This window comes from Paenarthrobacter nitroguajacolicus, from assembly GCF_051027655.1.
GTDB classification, from domain to species: Bacteria; Actinomycetota; Actinomycetes; order Actinomycetales; family Micrococcaceae; genus Arthrobacter; species Arthrobacter nitroguajacolicus.
Genome location: NZ_CP073234.1, coordinates 685,125 through 699,283 on the forward strand (window position 1 = coordinate 685,125; position 14,159 = coordinate 699,283).

13 protein-coding genes are annotated in these 14,159 nt (G+C 63.3%); 5 read left to right on the forward strand and 8 right to left on the reverse strand.

From position 1 onward, the window contains the following. Positions 1-68: 68 nt before the first annotated feature. Positions 69-299 carry a hypothetical protein gene (locus KCX59_RS03505; RefSeq protein ID WP_044568518.1) on the forward strand — a complete coding sequence of 77 codons (231 nt, stop codon included), beginning with the start codon at positions 69-71 and terminating at the stop codon, positions 297-299. Positions 300-486: 187 nt separating this feature from the next. Next, positions 487-882, forward strand: coding sequence for a LapA family protein (locus KCX59_RS03510; protein ID WP_179018873.1), 396 nt, complete (start codon positions 487-489; stop codon positions 880-882). A gap of 109 nt (positions 883-991) precedes the next feature. Here the strand turns inward: KCX59_RS03510 and KCX59_RS03515 are convergent, their stop codons facing one another. From KCX59_RS03515 to KCX59_RS03525, 3 genes are all read right to left on the reverse strand, one after another. Continuing rightward, complete coding sequence (locus tag KCX59_RS03515) at positions 992-1,291, reverse strand: DUF4193 domain-containing protein (RefSeq protein ID WP_011773410.1); 300 nt, start codon at positions 1,289-1,291, stop codon at positions 992-994. Positions 1,292-1,465: 174 nt separating this feature from the next. Beyond that, positions 1,466-3,961: a beta-glucosidase family protein gene (locus tag KCX59_RS03520; RefSeq protein ID WP_179018871.1), complete on the reverse strand. Its 2,496-nt coding sequence runs from the start codon at positions 3,959-3,961 to the stop codon at positions 1,466-1,468. Further along, complete coding sequence (locus KCX59_RS03525) at positions 3,961-5,241, reverse strand: MFS transporter (protein ID WP_370629226.1); 1,281 nt, start codon at positions 5,239-5,241, stop codon at positions 3,961-3,963. The genes KCX59_RS03520 and KCX59_RS03525 overlap by 1 nt, the downstream gene beginning before the upstream one ends. Before the next feature lie 136 nt (positions 5,242-5,377). Between KCX59_RS03525 and KCX59_RS03530 the strand changes: the two genes are divergently transcribed. Beyond that, the gene (locus KCX59_RS03530; protein WP_179018867.1) at positions 5,378-5,974 is read left to right on the forward strand and encodes a TetR/AcrR family transcriptional regulator; all 597 of its coding nucleotides are present in this window, start codon (positions 5,378-5,380) and stop codon (positions 5,972-5,974) included. 72 nt (positions 5,975-6,046) lie between these two features. Here the strand turns inward: KCX59_RS03530 and KCX59_RS03535 are convergent, their stop codons facing one another. Both KCX59_RS03535 and KCX59_RS03540 read right to left on the reverse strand, forming a co-directional pair. Next, the gene (locus tag KCX59_RS03535) at positions 6,047-7,393 is read right to left on the reverse strand and encodes an aspartate kinase (RefSeq protein WP_091465188.1); all 1,347 of its coding nucleotides are present in this window, start codon (positions 7,391-7,393) and stop codon (positions 6,047-6,049) included. A 145-nt stretch (positions 7,394-7,538) separates the two neighbouring features. After that, positions 7,539-8,057 (reverse strand): DUF427 domain-containing protein, encoded by a 519-nt coding sequence (locus KCX59_RS03540; RefSeq protein WP_178993426.1) that lies wholly within the window; start codon positions 8,055-8,057, stop codon positions 7,539-7,541. 82 nt (positions 8,058-8,139) lie between these two features. Between KCX59_RS03540 and KCX59_RS03545 the strand changes: the two genes are divergently transcribed. Continuing rightward, a complete protein-coding gene (locus KCX59_RS03545) occupies positions 8,140-8,646 on the forward strand; it encodes a hypothetical protein (RefSeq protein ID WP_179018865.1) in 507 nt (168 codons plus the stop codon). A gap of 67 nt (positions 8,647-8,713) precedes the next feature. After that, on the forward strand, positions 8,714-9,799 hold the full coding sequence (locus KCX59_RS03550; RefSeq protein ID WP_179018863.1) for a hypothetical protein: 1,086 nt from the start codon (positions 8,714-8,716) through the stop codon (positions 9,797-9,799). Here KCX59_RS03550 and KCX59_RS03555 read toward each other — a convergent pair. The 3 genes from KCX59_RS03555 to KCX59_RS03565 are packed head-to-tail and all read right to left on the reverse strand — an operon-like array spanning position 9,780 to position 14,141. Next, positions 9,780-10,385, reverse strand: a complete 606-nt coding sequence (locus KCX59_RS03555; protein WP_178993272.1) for a dihydrofolate reductase family protein — start codon at positions 10,383-10,385, stop codon at positions 9,780-9,782. The genes KCX59_RS03550 and KCX59_RS03555 overlap by 20 nt on opposite strands. A gap of 36 nt (positions 10,386-10,421) precedes the next feature. After that, the gene (gene recR, locus KCX59_RS03560; RefSeq protein WP_017198356.1) at positions 10,422-11,021 is read right to left on the reverse strand and encodes a recombination mediator RecR; all 600 of its coding nucleotides are present in this window, start codon (positions 11,019-11,021) and stop codon (positions 10,422-10,424) included. Positions 11,022-11,054: 33 nt separating this feature from the next. Then, entirely contained in the window at positions 11,055-14,141 is a 3,087-nt protein-coding gene (locus KCX59_RS03565) for a DNA polymerase III subunit gamma and tau (protein WP_179018861.1), read from the reverse strand. Positions 14,142-14,159: the final 18 nt, after the last annotated feature.

A 14,159-nucleotide genomic window follows, 5' to 3' on the forward strand; every position in this document is an offset into this window, starting at 1 on the left:
GGCCTCACTGAACGGCACGCACCAGCCCTGCCGCTTTTCTCTCTCCGGTAAGGAAGGAGGTGGAAAACATGGGACGCAGAATGGAAGGCTTCGTCCATGTGACCGAGCGGCTGCAGTCCGTTTTTGGACCCGCAACCCACGGCGACACGGACAGCCCCGTGGTGCACAAGCACGATGATTTCGAGACCGCTTCCGAAGCGGATCTGAAGAACTTCGACGTCGAAACCGACTCTGAGGGCCATCACTACGCAGTCCGGAACAATGATCCGGGCCCAACCAGCACCGACTACAGCCTCTAATGAGGCGTGAGATGCCGAAGGGCCGGACCGCGAACTCCGGCCCTTCCTTATGCGCTGACCGGCCTAACGCGCTGACTGGCCAGCCACCTTGACCCTAATTCCTTTTCCGTGCCACTGTTGAGCAACTAATCAGCATGCTTATTATGTGAGTAGTACGGTAAATGCTGGTCTACAGAGGGGGCCGTCAATGAGTTTCCAAGACGATGCAGCAAGGATTCCGGGTGGTTCCGCGCGCCCGGACCGGGGTAGCCCGGATCGAGGTAATTCGGAGCAGCGGGATCGAGCGGTCCCGCCCGCTTCGGGGCACGACAGGCCAACCCGCACGGCCGCTTTATGGGTGGCGGTGGCCGTGGGCTTGGCGGTTCTGGTGATGCTGATCGTCTTCTTCGTCCAGAACCAGGACATGATCACCGTCCGGTTCTTCGGGCTGGAGGGGACACTCGCCCTCGGCACCACACTGTTCATAGCGGCTGTGGGCGGCGGGGTCCTGGTGGCCCTTGCGGGCGGGGCGCGCATCCTTCAGCTCAGGATGAACAACCACCGCCGGAAGAAGGCAGCAGGTGGCCCGGGAGTGGCACCCTAAACGGAGTTAACTGCGGAAGGACCGGAGCGCTTGCTCCGGTCCTTCCGCAATTTAATCCCGACGGCGGCACTCCCTGACGATGTTAAGTCCGCCGGGGTGGTGGGCGGTTTTAGCCTTCGCAGTCAGTGCAGTAGGCGACGCCATCTTTTTCGCGTGCGATCTGCGAGCGGTGGCGAACCAGGAAGCAGGAGTGACAAGTGAACTCGTCGTTTGCCTGCGGAATGACCTGGATGACCAGTTCTTCAGCGACGATTTCGCCGCCGGGGCCGTTGGCATCGAGGCCATCGGTTTCGTCCAGTTCAAGCACGACACTCTTGGCCGTGGGAGCGCTGGCGGACTGGAGAGCCTGGAGGGACTGCTCCTGGTTCTCTTTTACATCGGTACGGAGTTCGTCGTAATCGGCTGCCACTTTTTAATGCCTCTTCGTGTTAGGGGGTTACCGGGTATGCAACGTACAGCATGCCACGAAAATTCCATACCATACCCCAGTTCTGCAGCTTGTGGCGAAAACCACGTGGGTGACGGGCAAAAAAACCCGCCACCCAGCGTACTTTCGCCTCTGTATTACCGAAGTTCCATGTAATTACCGAAGTTCGATGTCGAGGGCTTGGAAGTCGTCGGACGCGTGGCGACCAACCAGCAGGCGGAACGTGCCCTGCTCAAACTGCCAGCCGCCGTCGTAATATGCAAACGCCTTGGCAGGGATGCGTATTTCCACGCTTTCCGTGCCGGCTGGAGCGAGGTGTGTCCCGGCGTAGCCAGCGAGCCAGCGAACGGGCCGCTCCACGGCGGAATCGGCGCGGTCCAAGTAAACCTGGACGACCTCCCGCCCGGTGCGTGTGCCCGTGTTCCGGACAGGTACGTGCACCACAACATCATTTCCGGCGGTGACTACCTGCGGCGCGTGGGCCTTGCCCAGTTCAAAGGTTGTGTACCCAAGGCCATAACCGAAGGGGAGGGCGGGAGCTGCGCCGCCATCGGCTTGCTGCTTGAGCCACGCGCGGTAGCCGATGTGGATTCCCTCGGAGTAGATCACCTTGCCGTCCACGGGGGTGGTGTTCAGGACGGGGACGTCTTCCAGGGCGGCGGGCCACGTGGTGGGGAGGCGTCCGCCGGGTTCCTCGGCACCCAGCAGGATGTCGGCGATGGCGCTGCCGAACTCCTGGCCGCCAAACCAGCCCAGCAGGACCGCGTCCACCTTGTCGAGCCATGGCATGAGGACAGGCGAGCCGGAGTTCACCACAACCACTGTGCGCGGGTTGGCCCCGGCTACTGCTTCCACGAGCTGGTTTTGGTAGCCGGGCAGGTCCAGGTCCTTGCGGTCGAAGCCCTCGGATTCGATGGCGGCGTTGGTCCCCACAACCACCACTGCAACGTCGGAGTTCCGGGCAGCGTCCACGGCCGCCTCAATCTCGGCTTGCGGGTCGGCAACCACTGTCTCCTCGCCCAGAAGGATGGCCGTGAACGGGATGACCTGTTCCCTGGGAAGTTGGTACTCGGCCTCGACCCGGACGGTCTGGTCCGCGGTGGTTTCCACGGCGTGGACGGTCTTGGGCGGATCGAACAGGGCGGCGCCCAAGACTTCGGTGTCGTCCTCGAGTTCGCGGTTGAAGACTTCCACGCCGTCCAGGACAAAGCGGATGCGGCCTACGGTGCCGACTCCGAGGTGATGGATGCCTGCTGTCTCGGCTGTCCAGACTGTTTCCATGCGGATGGAGGCGGCGCCGTCGGGAATTCCAATACCGAACCAGATCAGGTGAGAGGCCAGGCGATCTTCGCCGGAGATCTCTGTACCGTCTTCGGCGAGGAAGGTCACGCGGATTCCGGGGACGTCGGAGACCGGGTTGTGGAGCGATGCGCGGGGGAACGGCTGGATGCCCTCGGCTACCTTGGCGCCACGCGCGTAGGTGACGATGACGTCGTCGGGCAGTGCCTTCCGCAGGCCTTCCAGCGGCGAGACGGTGTACTTGGGCATCACGGTGGCGCTGCCGCCGCCCTGGGTGCGGGCTTCGTCGGCATTGTGGCCGATGACCGCCACGCGGCTGAGCGCCTTGGCGTCCAGCGGCAGGATGCCGTTGTTGCGGACCAGCACAGCGCCGCGGACGGCGACTTCACGCGCGACGGCGGCCCCGTCCAGTTGCGTCGGGAGCTCGGTCACTGCGGGCTGGAAGCCTTCGAGGGAGCCGACACGGGCCGCGAGGCGGAGGATGCGGGTCACCTTCTCCAAGATCGCCTCGCGGCTGACCCGGCCATCGTTGACGGCGGCAAGGAGCTTGGGTCCCCAGTGGCCTACCGGGCCGGGCATTTCCAGGTCCTGGCGGGCGTTGGCAGCCTCTACTGAGCGGACACCCGTCCAATCGGAAACTACGACGCCGTCGAAGCCCCATTCGGTGGACAGCGGAGTCTCCAGGAGCTTGTTCTCGCTGGCGGTGGTGCCGTTGATGGAGTTGTACGAGCTCATCACCAGCCATGCTCGGGCCTCCGTGATGGCGTCCTCGAAGGCTGCCAGGTAGAGCTCACGCAGGGGGCGTTCGTCCACTACGGAGTCCGCGGTGAAACGCTCGGTTTCGGCTTCGTTGGCCAGGTAGTGCTTTGGCGTGGCGCCAACACCCATGGACTGCACGCCGGCAACGTACCCGGCGGCCACGGTTGCCGTGAGTCGCGGATCTTCGCTCATGCACTCGAAGTGGCGGCCGCCCAGCGGGGAGCGGTGCAGGTTGATGGTGGGGCCCAGGACGGCGTGGACGCCTTTACGGCGGGCCTCCTGGCCCAGGACCTGCCCGTACCGGTGTGCCGTCTCGACGCTCCACGTCGCGGACAAAGCGGACGACGACGGCAAGGAGACCGAGTCGTGGCGCTCATCGAAGTCTTCGCCACGGACCCCGGCCGGACCGTCGGACATGACCACGCGGGACAGGCCGATCTCCGGGATGGCGTGCGTGGACCAAACGTCCGCACCTGTCAACAGTTGGACCTGCTGCTCAAGCGTTAGGCTCCGGGCCAGTTCGCGGATCCTGGCTTCCGCATCGTTAGCTCCTGCTGGTGGCGTCGTGACGGCCGGGGAGAGTGAGGGATTCATTACTTGACTCCTTTGATACGTGTGACGAGGAGGGCGCCGATGATGCCGACGACCGCACCTCCGAAGAACAATGCGGGGTAGCCGCCCAGTGCGATGACAGGGAAGGCGATGGCAGGCACCAGGGATTGGGGGAGGGCCTGGGCGATGTTGAAAACGCCGAAGGTCTTGGCATTCTCCGACTGGTCGCCGGGCAACAGGTCTGTGATGAGCGCGACGTCCACGGCGCTGAAGACGCCGAGGCCCAATCCCAGGATTCCTTGGCCCACCAAGACCTGGCCGGTATTGGTGCTGGTGGCGATAACCACCAAGCCGCCCATCATGATGAGGGCAGAGATGATGACCATGCTTTTGCGTTTGCCAAGGCGATCGCTGATCCAGCCACCGGCGAGGCTGGTGATGACGGTTCCGGCAGAGCTCACCAGGGTTGCTTGAAACACCAGGCTGGTGACGTGGGTTTCGGCTACGTGGAGGTGGTCCGTGAAGAAGTACGGCAGGTAGAGCAGACCGGCACAGTAGCCCACATAGACCAAGAACTTGGTGACCCAGGCCCACCCCAGGCCGGGGTGATCCTTGGGGTTGAAGTAGAAGGAACCGAGGATTTCCTTGATGTTCAGCGGTGCCGGTTTCTCGGCGAGGACGCGGTCCTTGAAGGTAAAGGCGAAGGCGATGGCAATTGCAGTGCCTACGATCCCCGGGACTACGGCCATCTGCATGGCGGTCTCGAACATCTGCGCGAAGAAGGCCGCGGCCACAAGGCCAATGGGCAACGTCATGCCAATAAGGCCGGATAGGCGTCCGCGCTCCCTTGGGCCGGCTTGGTCGGGAAGGGTTGCAACCAGAGCGGCCAGGGCGGCGTTGAAGCCCAGCTGTGCTACAACCCAAGCCATCAGAACCACTCCGACTTCCGTGGCCGACCCCAGTAGGAAGAGCGCTGCAAGCCCGAGGAGTGATCCGCCGACGATCCACGGTTTGCGCATGCCGAAACGGGAAGTGGTGCGGTCGCTGAGTCGGCCAAAGAACGGATTGGCGAGCAAAGCGACGGCTGCTCCGACGCCTGCCACAAGGCTGAGGGCTCCGGCGCGTGTATCCGGGGTGGTGATCTCCGAAACCTTGATGGCAAGGACTACCAGCGCGGGGGCGAGGACGGCCATCCAGAGGCCGGCGCTCGCGATGGGCATGCCGATGACGTAGGCGCGGGAAGCGGCTTTAGGCGGGGTATTTCCAAGCCCCGGGCTGACGGTTTCCGTGCTTGCTACCTGCTGATTGAGATTGAGGGCCACATTGCCTCCTGATGAACGGGTGACCCACCGTTGGGTCTTGAAGAAAGACTCTAGCCACAAAAATCTAGTGTGACTAGGTTTTAAGGAAAAAAGTCGAGTGATACTCGATTTTTAAACCTTCAAATAGACTGAACGGATGTCAACACCCAAGGCTCGGGGCCAGTACGCCAAGGGCGCCGAACGCCGCGAACAGATCATCCAGACAGCTACAGATGTCTTTGCCACGGAGGGCTTCGAAGGCACTGCGCTCAAGCGCGTCGCGGAACTGGTGGGGGTCAAGGAAGCCACTCTGTTCCACTATTTCAAGGGCAAGCAGGAACTACTGACGGCCGTCCTGGCCGAACGGGATCGACGGTCACTCGCAGTTGGTGGCAAATCCGAGGTGGGTTTGAGCCTCATGCCCAGCATCGCCGAGCGGAACCGCAACGAGCCCGGCCTGACCACGCTTTACGCGGTGGCCTCCGCCACGGCCAACGATCCCGGGCATGCCTCCCACACGTACTTCAAAGAGCGCTACGAAACAGTAGTGCGGGACGTAGCGGTGGACATCGAGCGGCGACAGAAGGCAGGCGAGGTACGGACCGACGTCGGGGCTGAAGCGCTCGCGAGGCTGGTGGTGGCCGCTTTCGATGGTTTGCAGTTGCAGTGGCTCTACGACAAATCCGTGGATATGGCAGAGGGACTGACTCAACTGATGGAAGTCCTCCTGGCGCCGACTCACCCAACTGAGTAACAGTTAAGGCCGTTCTGAGAGCTCAGAACGGCCTTAAGTGCTACTTAGTTGGGGGCGTTGCCCGGGGTGACCCTAGCGGCCGGTGCCGCCATAGACGGTGGCCTCAGCGTCGCCGTCGAGCTCGAACGCATTGTGGATGGCGCGCACGGCGTCGTCCAGGGCATCGGCGCTGGTGACTACGGAGATGCGGATTTCCGAGGTGGAGATCATGTCGATGTTGATGCCGGCGTCGGAGAGGGCCTTGAAGAACGTGGCCGAAACGCCGGGGTGCGAACGCATGCCAGCGCCGATCAGGGAGAGCTTGCCGACGTGCTCGTTGTATTCAATGCTCTCGAAGCCGATCTGGCCTTCAGCTGCACGCAGGGCGGCCAGGGCGTCGGCGCCTTCAACGATGGGCAGCGTGAACGAGATGTCCGTGCGGCCGGTGCCGTGGGTAGAGACGTTCTGGACAATCATGTCGATGTTCGAGTGCGCATCAGCGATCACCTGGAAAATCGCAGCAGCCTTGCCGGGGATATCCGGGACGCCTACTACAGTGACCTTGGCTTCGGACCGGTCGTGTGCAACGCCGGAGATGATTGGCTGCTCCAAGGCAACTCCCTCTTGAATGTTGAACTTTTCGTCGGCGCCCGGGATGACCCACGTGCCTTCGTGCTGGCTGAATGAGGAACGGACGTGCAGGGGCACACCGAAACGGCGGGCGTACTCCACGCACCGCAGGTGCAGGATCTTGGCACCGGAAGCGGCCAATTCCAGCATTTCTTCGCTGGAGATACGGTCTATCTTCTGGGCGGAGCTCACAACTCGGGGATCGGCCGTGTAGATGCCGTCCACATCTGTGTAAATTTCGCAGACATCAGCCTCAAGTGCTGCGGCCAAAGCAACAGCGGTAGTGTCCGAGCCGCCGCGACCAAGTGTGGTGATCTCGTTGGTGCTGCGGCTCATGCCCTGGAAACCGGCCACGATTGCGATGTGTCCCTTGTCCAGCGCGGTGCGGATCCGGTGGGGGTCGACGTCGATAATCCGGGCCTTGCCGTGGATGCCGTCGGTAATCATGCCGGCTTGGGATCCAGTGAAGGACTGTGCGGAAGCGCCGAATTTGTTGATGGCCATGGCGAGCAGGGCCATGGAAATTCGCTCGCCTGCGGACAACAACATGTCCATTTCGCGGGCGGGAGCCGAGTCCGTGACCTGGCTTGCGAGATCCAGGAGTTCGTCTGTGGTGTCACCCATTGCGGAGACAACAACCACAACCTCGTTGCCGGCCTTCTGCGCATCCACGACGCGCTGTGCGACCCGCTTGATGCCATCAGCATCGGCAACCGAGGAACCGCCGAACTTTTGAACGATCAGCTGCTTGGTAATGGCAGCCTCGTTGGAGAGCTCTTCGATCTTCACTTCGGTAGTGGGCATAGTCATGCGCGCACCCTCACTGCATCAATAGGGTTCGAACGCGGCATGCTGAATTCCAAATTGGAGCACGCCTGCGTAGCTTATTTGCCCAGTTTATCGCCGCGTGCAGGGCTGGTAGGAATTGTGACCACATAGCGGCCATGTGCTCTCCCTACCACCCGGCAGTGCCCGGGCCGCCCTTGAACGGGCCGACGATCTGCCGTGTGATCCAGCCGCCGTAGAAGTCGCCTTGCTGGAATGTCACCTGTTCGCCGTTGATCTCGCAGGAATCCATATGGTCCGGGTAGAGGGCCACCCGGCTGCTGAGCGCCTCGAAACCGCGGGCCGGTTTGGTGTAGGTCCACCCGCCACGGGATACGGCTACACCGCCGGCAACGACGTCGAAATAGCTCGCTTCGCCCTTGAACTCGCAGAAAGTGGTGCCCCCAACAGGGACGAGCACACCGCTCCGGAAGGCATCCAACGGCACGTAGTAGACAGGCGGATGGCTGGTCTCCAGGACCCGCACAGCGTTGGCGGTGTCAACGATCACCTGACCGCCAAGCCGCACCACAATCCGTTCCGAACGTGCTTCGATCCTCGGCGGACGCGGGTAGTCCCACACCGATTCCTGACCGGGGCCCGGTTTGATGGGACGGGGGCGCCGAAAGGCGCCGTTGCTGGAGACCATGAGCCATGGTGGCACGCTCGGCTGGGATCTCGCCTTGAATTCGTGAAATCGGGGCATACTCCGGACGCTAGGATTATTGCCCATGGATGCGAAGGAGAAGGAACACCTCAACCGGTTGCTGAACCGTCCGTACTACTACGGGTACACCATGAGAGGTAAAACCATCTTTGCGTACACGAAGGAAGAATGGGGCATCGGTGCGAGTTCCGGCGGCGGCGACTACAACCTGATCCGCTCCTTCTATTTCAGTCTGGCACTAACGATTCTGATGGCGCCAGTTGCGCTGGGCTGCCTGATTCTTGCATTTGTCCTCTTGATCAACCTGCAGATCACGGCGCTGATCATGGCATTTTTCGGGCTCATCTTTGTCTTCGCCCTCCTCCAGTGCTATTTCAATGTCAAGGAAGAATGGCTGGGGAGGAAGGCGCGAAAACTCAACGGCCTTCCGAAGCCTTGGTGGAAAGCGTCCGATGACCAGGCCTACGAATGGTTCTTGACCCACCCATCGCCTCACATCCACATGACCCTGGAGTACTTCCCGGATTCCGTGAAACTCCGGCAAATAGCGGACAATACCGCAGGGAACTAGCCCAATCGATCTAGAGGCCGCACGTTCGCCCGGCGTACCATCCAATTCATGAGGTTTGTGAGCGGCGATGTCCGGCGTTCGTGACCAAGAGGGCGGCTCGGATCCGGGCCGGGTTGAACCCGAATACGAAGTGATCGGCGGCGTCATCGACGATCATCCTTCCAGCACTGCCCGGAAGGCGGATTCGGGGCGGCCGCGCGCAGCCGGAACCATTAAGATGACTGCGGGCGAGGCATGGAGGAACACCCGGAAATCCTTCACATCGTGGTGGTTCTGGTTGGCTTGCGCACTGGGGATTGCGCTCGCGTGGGGGATGGCCGCGGCACTCATTGTTTGGGGAGAGGCCAACGGCTGGTTCGAGACCGAGGTTGCTGGCGCCGTGTATTTGCTGATGGCGGCATTCCTGGCACTGGCGGCTGCCATGCTGGGTGCTGCTTGGGGCTTCCGGCATACGAAGGGAAGCATCCCTGTTCTGCTGCTGTCAGGAGCCATGAGGGGTGTGGCGTTGGCTGCGACGGGATGCGGTGCGTTGCTCCTGGTGGGCCTCAGCTTCGGCGGACCAATGGCGCTCGCCGGTGCCGCCGTCGTCGTCATAGTTCTTGAAGTAGCGCTGTTCGGGCTGATCGGTGCCGGTTCGCGGAGATGCTTCGCCAAGGCAGCTCCCGGTGCGGCTTTGGCTGCGGTGCTGGTGGCTTTCTTGTGCATTGGCAATGTGGTGGTCACGCTCCTGCTGATTCCCGCGACCGCGGGAACAGTCCAGGTTTCGGTGCCCGTCAACGTCGAACGGGACGACTCCGGAAGAGTCATCGCGTACGAATGCGTAGGCAGTCTTCGTCCAGTTGAGGTGGCGCACACGGATCGGATTGCCTGGCTGGCCACGTCCAACCCTGTCCTGCTCCTGGGAAGCGTGGGCGGTGAACTGGCAGCTACGGACAACCCGGTTGGATGGATGTTATCCGGACTGCAATGGGCTGCCGACGGTCCCGCACGCGAAGTCCAGTGCCTCGGCGGGGAATCAAGTGCTGGCCTTGCGCCTTCGATCCCCGTCGCTCTGACCGGCTTGGCACTGCAGGGGCTGCTGGCTGCGCTGGTGCTTGTTGCAGGACGCTGGCAGGCCGCCCGGCGGGCGGAGGCTAGTTCGGGGCCCGGGTAACCGGCTGGCGCACATACTCGGAAATTACGACGCCTGAGCCGAAGGCCGTCGTCGACAACTCCCTGAAGGCGCTGGGCTGGTAGGCCCCGGGCGCGAAGAGCGGGATCCCGTCACCAAAGAGCAGCGGGCTGCGTTTAAGCACAAGCCGGTCGATTTCACCGGCGAGCTGCGTTGCGAGTTGCCCGCCGCCACAAAGCCAAATCGCCTTCCCGGGCTGTGACTTCAACCGGCGCACAACGTCTACGGGCCCTTCGTCGGTAAGCGTCAAATTCGGGTGCCCGCCCGGAATGTCCGCCTCGGTGCGCGTCCGGCTAAACACTATTTGTTCGAGGTGCTGATACGGGCTGGTCATGCCCGCCGGGAGGCCCACGGCGTAGGTATTCCAACCCATCACCACCGTGTCGAACATCGTCCCGTTCCGTTGGATGCCCATGGCGTCCGCGATCACGGTAGGAATGGCGTCAGGGAAGCGTTGATTCTGTGCGGCCATGTGGTCGCCCTCCACTGGGAAGGCATCGAACTCGCCTCCGGGGCCCGCAATGTAACCATCCAGGCTTACGGCAACGTAGTAGACAAGTTCTCGCACGGGGCCCCCATCGCGGCTGATGTTGTGATTGCGAGATTACAGCAAGGCGTTGCGCCTGCCCTCGAACGCACGGCCCAAAGTGACCTCATCAGCGTATTCAAGGTCTCCACCCACGGGCAGGCCCGAAGCCAGTCGCGTTACAGTGATTCCGATCGACTTAAGCATGCGGGCAAGGTAAGTAGCCGTAGCCTCACCCTCGAGGTTGGGGTCCGTGGCGATGATGATTTCCTGGATGGCGCCGTCGTTGAGGCGTGTGAGGAGCTCACGGATGCGCAACTGCTCCGGACCGATACCCGCGATCGGATTGATGGCACCGCCAAGCACGTGATAACGGCCGCGGAAGGACCGTGTGCGCTCAACGGCCAGGACATCCTTGGACTCCTCAACGACACAAATGACCGACGGGTCACGGCGCTGGTCGCGGCAAATATTGCACGTTTCCTGCTCGGTCACGTTGAAGCACACACTGCAGAACTTCACGCGTTCCTTCACCGTGGTGATGGCCGTGACCAGGCGCTTCATGTCCTCGGGATCCGCCTCAAGGATGTGGAACGCCAGGCGCTGCGCTGATTTGGGGCCCACACCGGGAAGCCGGCCGAGCTCATCAATCAGCTCTTGAACTGCACCTTCGTACACAATGTCCTCGTTCGGTTGAAATCAATGCTGGAGTCAGCGGGGTTGTAGGGGAGAACCGTCCAAGGCGCGCTCTTCAATCAGCTTCCCGCCCAGAATACGCTCCACCGCGGCGCGCCCAAATACCCGGGACTCCTCGATGGTTTCGTCTTCCGGGCTGGGAATGTCCTCCGCCACTGACTCCGGCTTCGCCTGGGTCCTCACCGGCGCCTGGACACGGCCCGCTTGGGCTTCGGGGCTGTTCGTCAAACGCTGATACAGGCTCTGACGTCCAGTTGGACTGCCCGACGGCGCAGCCTCCTCGAGCGTCGCAACGGAGCCGTGCGCTTCCTCGGGTTGAGTCGCCAACGACGGCCAGGCCGCCGGGGCGTTGCTGTTTGTCGGGGCGGGCATGGATTGCGCTGCGGGCCAGCTCGACGCCGGTGCGACGTCCCAGCTGGAGCTCGGGTTCTCCTCGGCGTTGGTGGGGTGACCATAGGTTCCGGACGCCGTTGCCGGAGCCGGTGCTTGCGCCGCGGCCGGTTCATAGTCCGGGGTGTTAGTCGCGGGCGCGCTTTCTTCGACGTCCTGCGCGGGTTGCTTGCCCACGTTGGACTCCGTGCCTACAACCCAGGTTCCCGGCGCCTGCTCGACTGCTCGCGACCACGGATCGTCGGACGCAGTGGTGCTCGAAGCGGGTGACGTTGTGGCTGCGGCCGGGGGTGCGGTTGTGGAGGTCTGGGCCGGTGTCGCTGGTGCCGGCGTCATTGGGCTTGCCGGCGCTGAGGCCGCCGGTCGGGAGTTTGTGCGGCCGTAGCCCGCGGGTGGTTCCCAGTCCGCCGGAGGCTCTTCGTCCAGCGGCGGGGCGTCCTCGTCGAGCGGCGGACCCCAATCATCGTCGGGGTACGAGTAGTCGCCGGAAGGCTCGGCTGCGGGGGGAGCGGCGGGAGTTGAGGCGGCTGGTGCTGGTACCGGCGCAACTGGGGCGGGGGCAGCTGCGGTCGCGGTGGGCTCTGCTCGGGCGGGTGTGGACACCGATGGCTCGGGTGCTTCTGCTGGCGCGGATGCGGCCGGTGCAGGAGCGGGGGAAGCTACTGGTGCGGAAGCGGGCGCAAGACCCCAAGCGGAGTCGACAGCTGACACTGGTGCCGGCGCCGAAGCTGTTTCCGCAGGCGCCGACGTGACACCTGTGGCTGTGCCCTTGGGGGATCCACTGCCAGACGACGCCGGGGCGCCCACGGATGATGCGGCAGCCGGAGTTTCCCGGCTAGTAGGTGCTTTTGGGTTTGGCTCAGAGCTCGCTGAGCTGTTGCCGCCAGCCACTGCGACGATCTGGCAGTCGATGCCGATGGTCTTGTGGATCGCCTGCCGAAGGTTCTCGGAGTGATCGGCACGTCCGAACGCACCTGCGAGGCCACCGGTTGTGAAGGCGAGCGTCAATACCTGGCCATCAAACTGTGCCACTTGGGCATTCGGTTCAACCAGTGCCCAGGTGCTGCGCTTGATCTTGGTCAGCGTCTGCAGGACGTCCGGCCAGGCGCGGCGCAATGCTTCCACATCGCCGCTGCCTCCGGTAGCGGGAACCGGAGCAGCGGCCGGCTGCGGCGCTGCGGCAGGTGCCTGTTGCGGTGCGGGCGTTGGCTGTGGCTGAGACTGGGCTGCTTGGGATGGGGCAGCTTGCTGCGAGCGGACGGCAGCCGGACGGTCTTCGACGGGCCAATCGTTAGTGGACACCCGAGGTGCTGTGATGGCATCCCGCGAACCAGCCTCTGTGGACGGATGTGCAGGGGACAGCTCCGGAGCGGACGCGGACTGCTCGGGCGCGGCAGATGCTGCAGCAGGGGCTTGCCGGGAAACGGCGGGTGTCGCCGGGACAGCCGGAGTTTCCGCCTGTGCCGGCACTGTAGGTGCGATCGGCGTAGTAGCCGTAGGAACCGGTGGGGCAGCAGCCACAGCCGGGGCGCCGTCGTCGCCTGTGTAATTCAAGCGACGTTCCACGCGGTCGATGCGGGCAGCGATGCCACGTTCGGTCTGCTCGGCGCTGGGCAGGAGGATGCGTGCGCACAGCAGTTCAAGGTGAAGGCGCGGCGACGTAGCACCGGTCATCTCCGTGAGCGCCGTGTTGGTGACATCTGCGGCCCGGGACAGCTCCGCCGCGCCCAAGTTGGTTGCCTGATTGCGCATCCGGGCGATCTGGTCGGCTGGCATGCCACGAAGAATGGCCTGCGCGCTCTCGGGCATCGCCTGGACGATGATGAGGTCGCGGAATCGTTCCAAGAGGTCCTCGACGAAACGACGGGGGTCGTGGCCGGTCTGGATGACGCGGTCCACGGCACGGAAGACAGTGGCAGCATCTGCCGCAGCAACGGCATCCACGATGTCGTCCAGCAACGAAGCATGCGTGTAGCCGAGCAGCGCAACAGCGAGCTCATAATCCAGGCCATTGGGACCGGCGCCGGCCATGAGCTGGTCCAGGACGGACAAGGTGTCGCGAACGGAACCGCCACCCGCGCGGATGACGAGCGAGAGCACGCCGGGAGCCACGGGAACGTTCTCCTGCTGGCAAAGGAGCTCGAGATACTGCATCAGCGGCTCGGGCGGCACCAGCCTGAAGGGGTAGTGGTGAGTACGGGACCGGATGGTTCCGATGACCTTGTCCGGCTCGGTTGTAGCGAAGATGAACTTGATGTGTTCCGGCGGCTCTTCAACGATCTTGAGGAGCGCGTTGAAGCCGGCGGACGTGACCATGTGGGCCTCGTCAATGATGAAGATCTTGTAGCGGTCGCGGACCGGGGCGAAGGTTGCGCGCTCGCGGAGATCGCGGGCGTCGTCCACGCCACCGTGGCTGGCGGCGTCGATCTCGATGACATCCAGTGAGCCGGAGCCGCCGCGTGCGAGTTCGACGCAGCTGGGGCATTTGCCGCAGGGAGTATCAGTGGGGCCTTCGGCGCAATTGAGGCAGCGTGCAAGGATGCGCGCGGACGTGGTCTTGCCGCAACCGCGGGGGCCGGAGAAGAGGTAGGCGTGGTTCACGCGGTTCTTGCGGAGCGCCGTCATCAGCGGCTCCGTGACGTGTTCCTGCCCGATAACGTCCGCGAAAGAGTCCGGGCGATACCTTCGATACAGGGCAGTTGTAACAGTCACAAGTGAAACCTACCTATA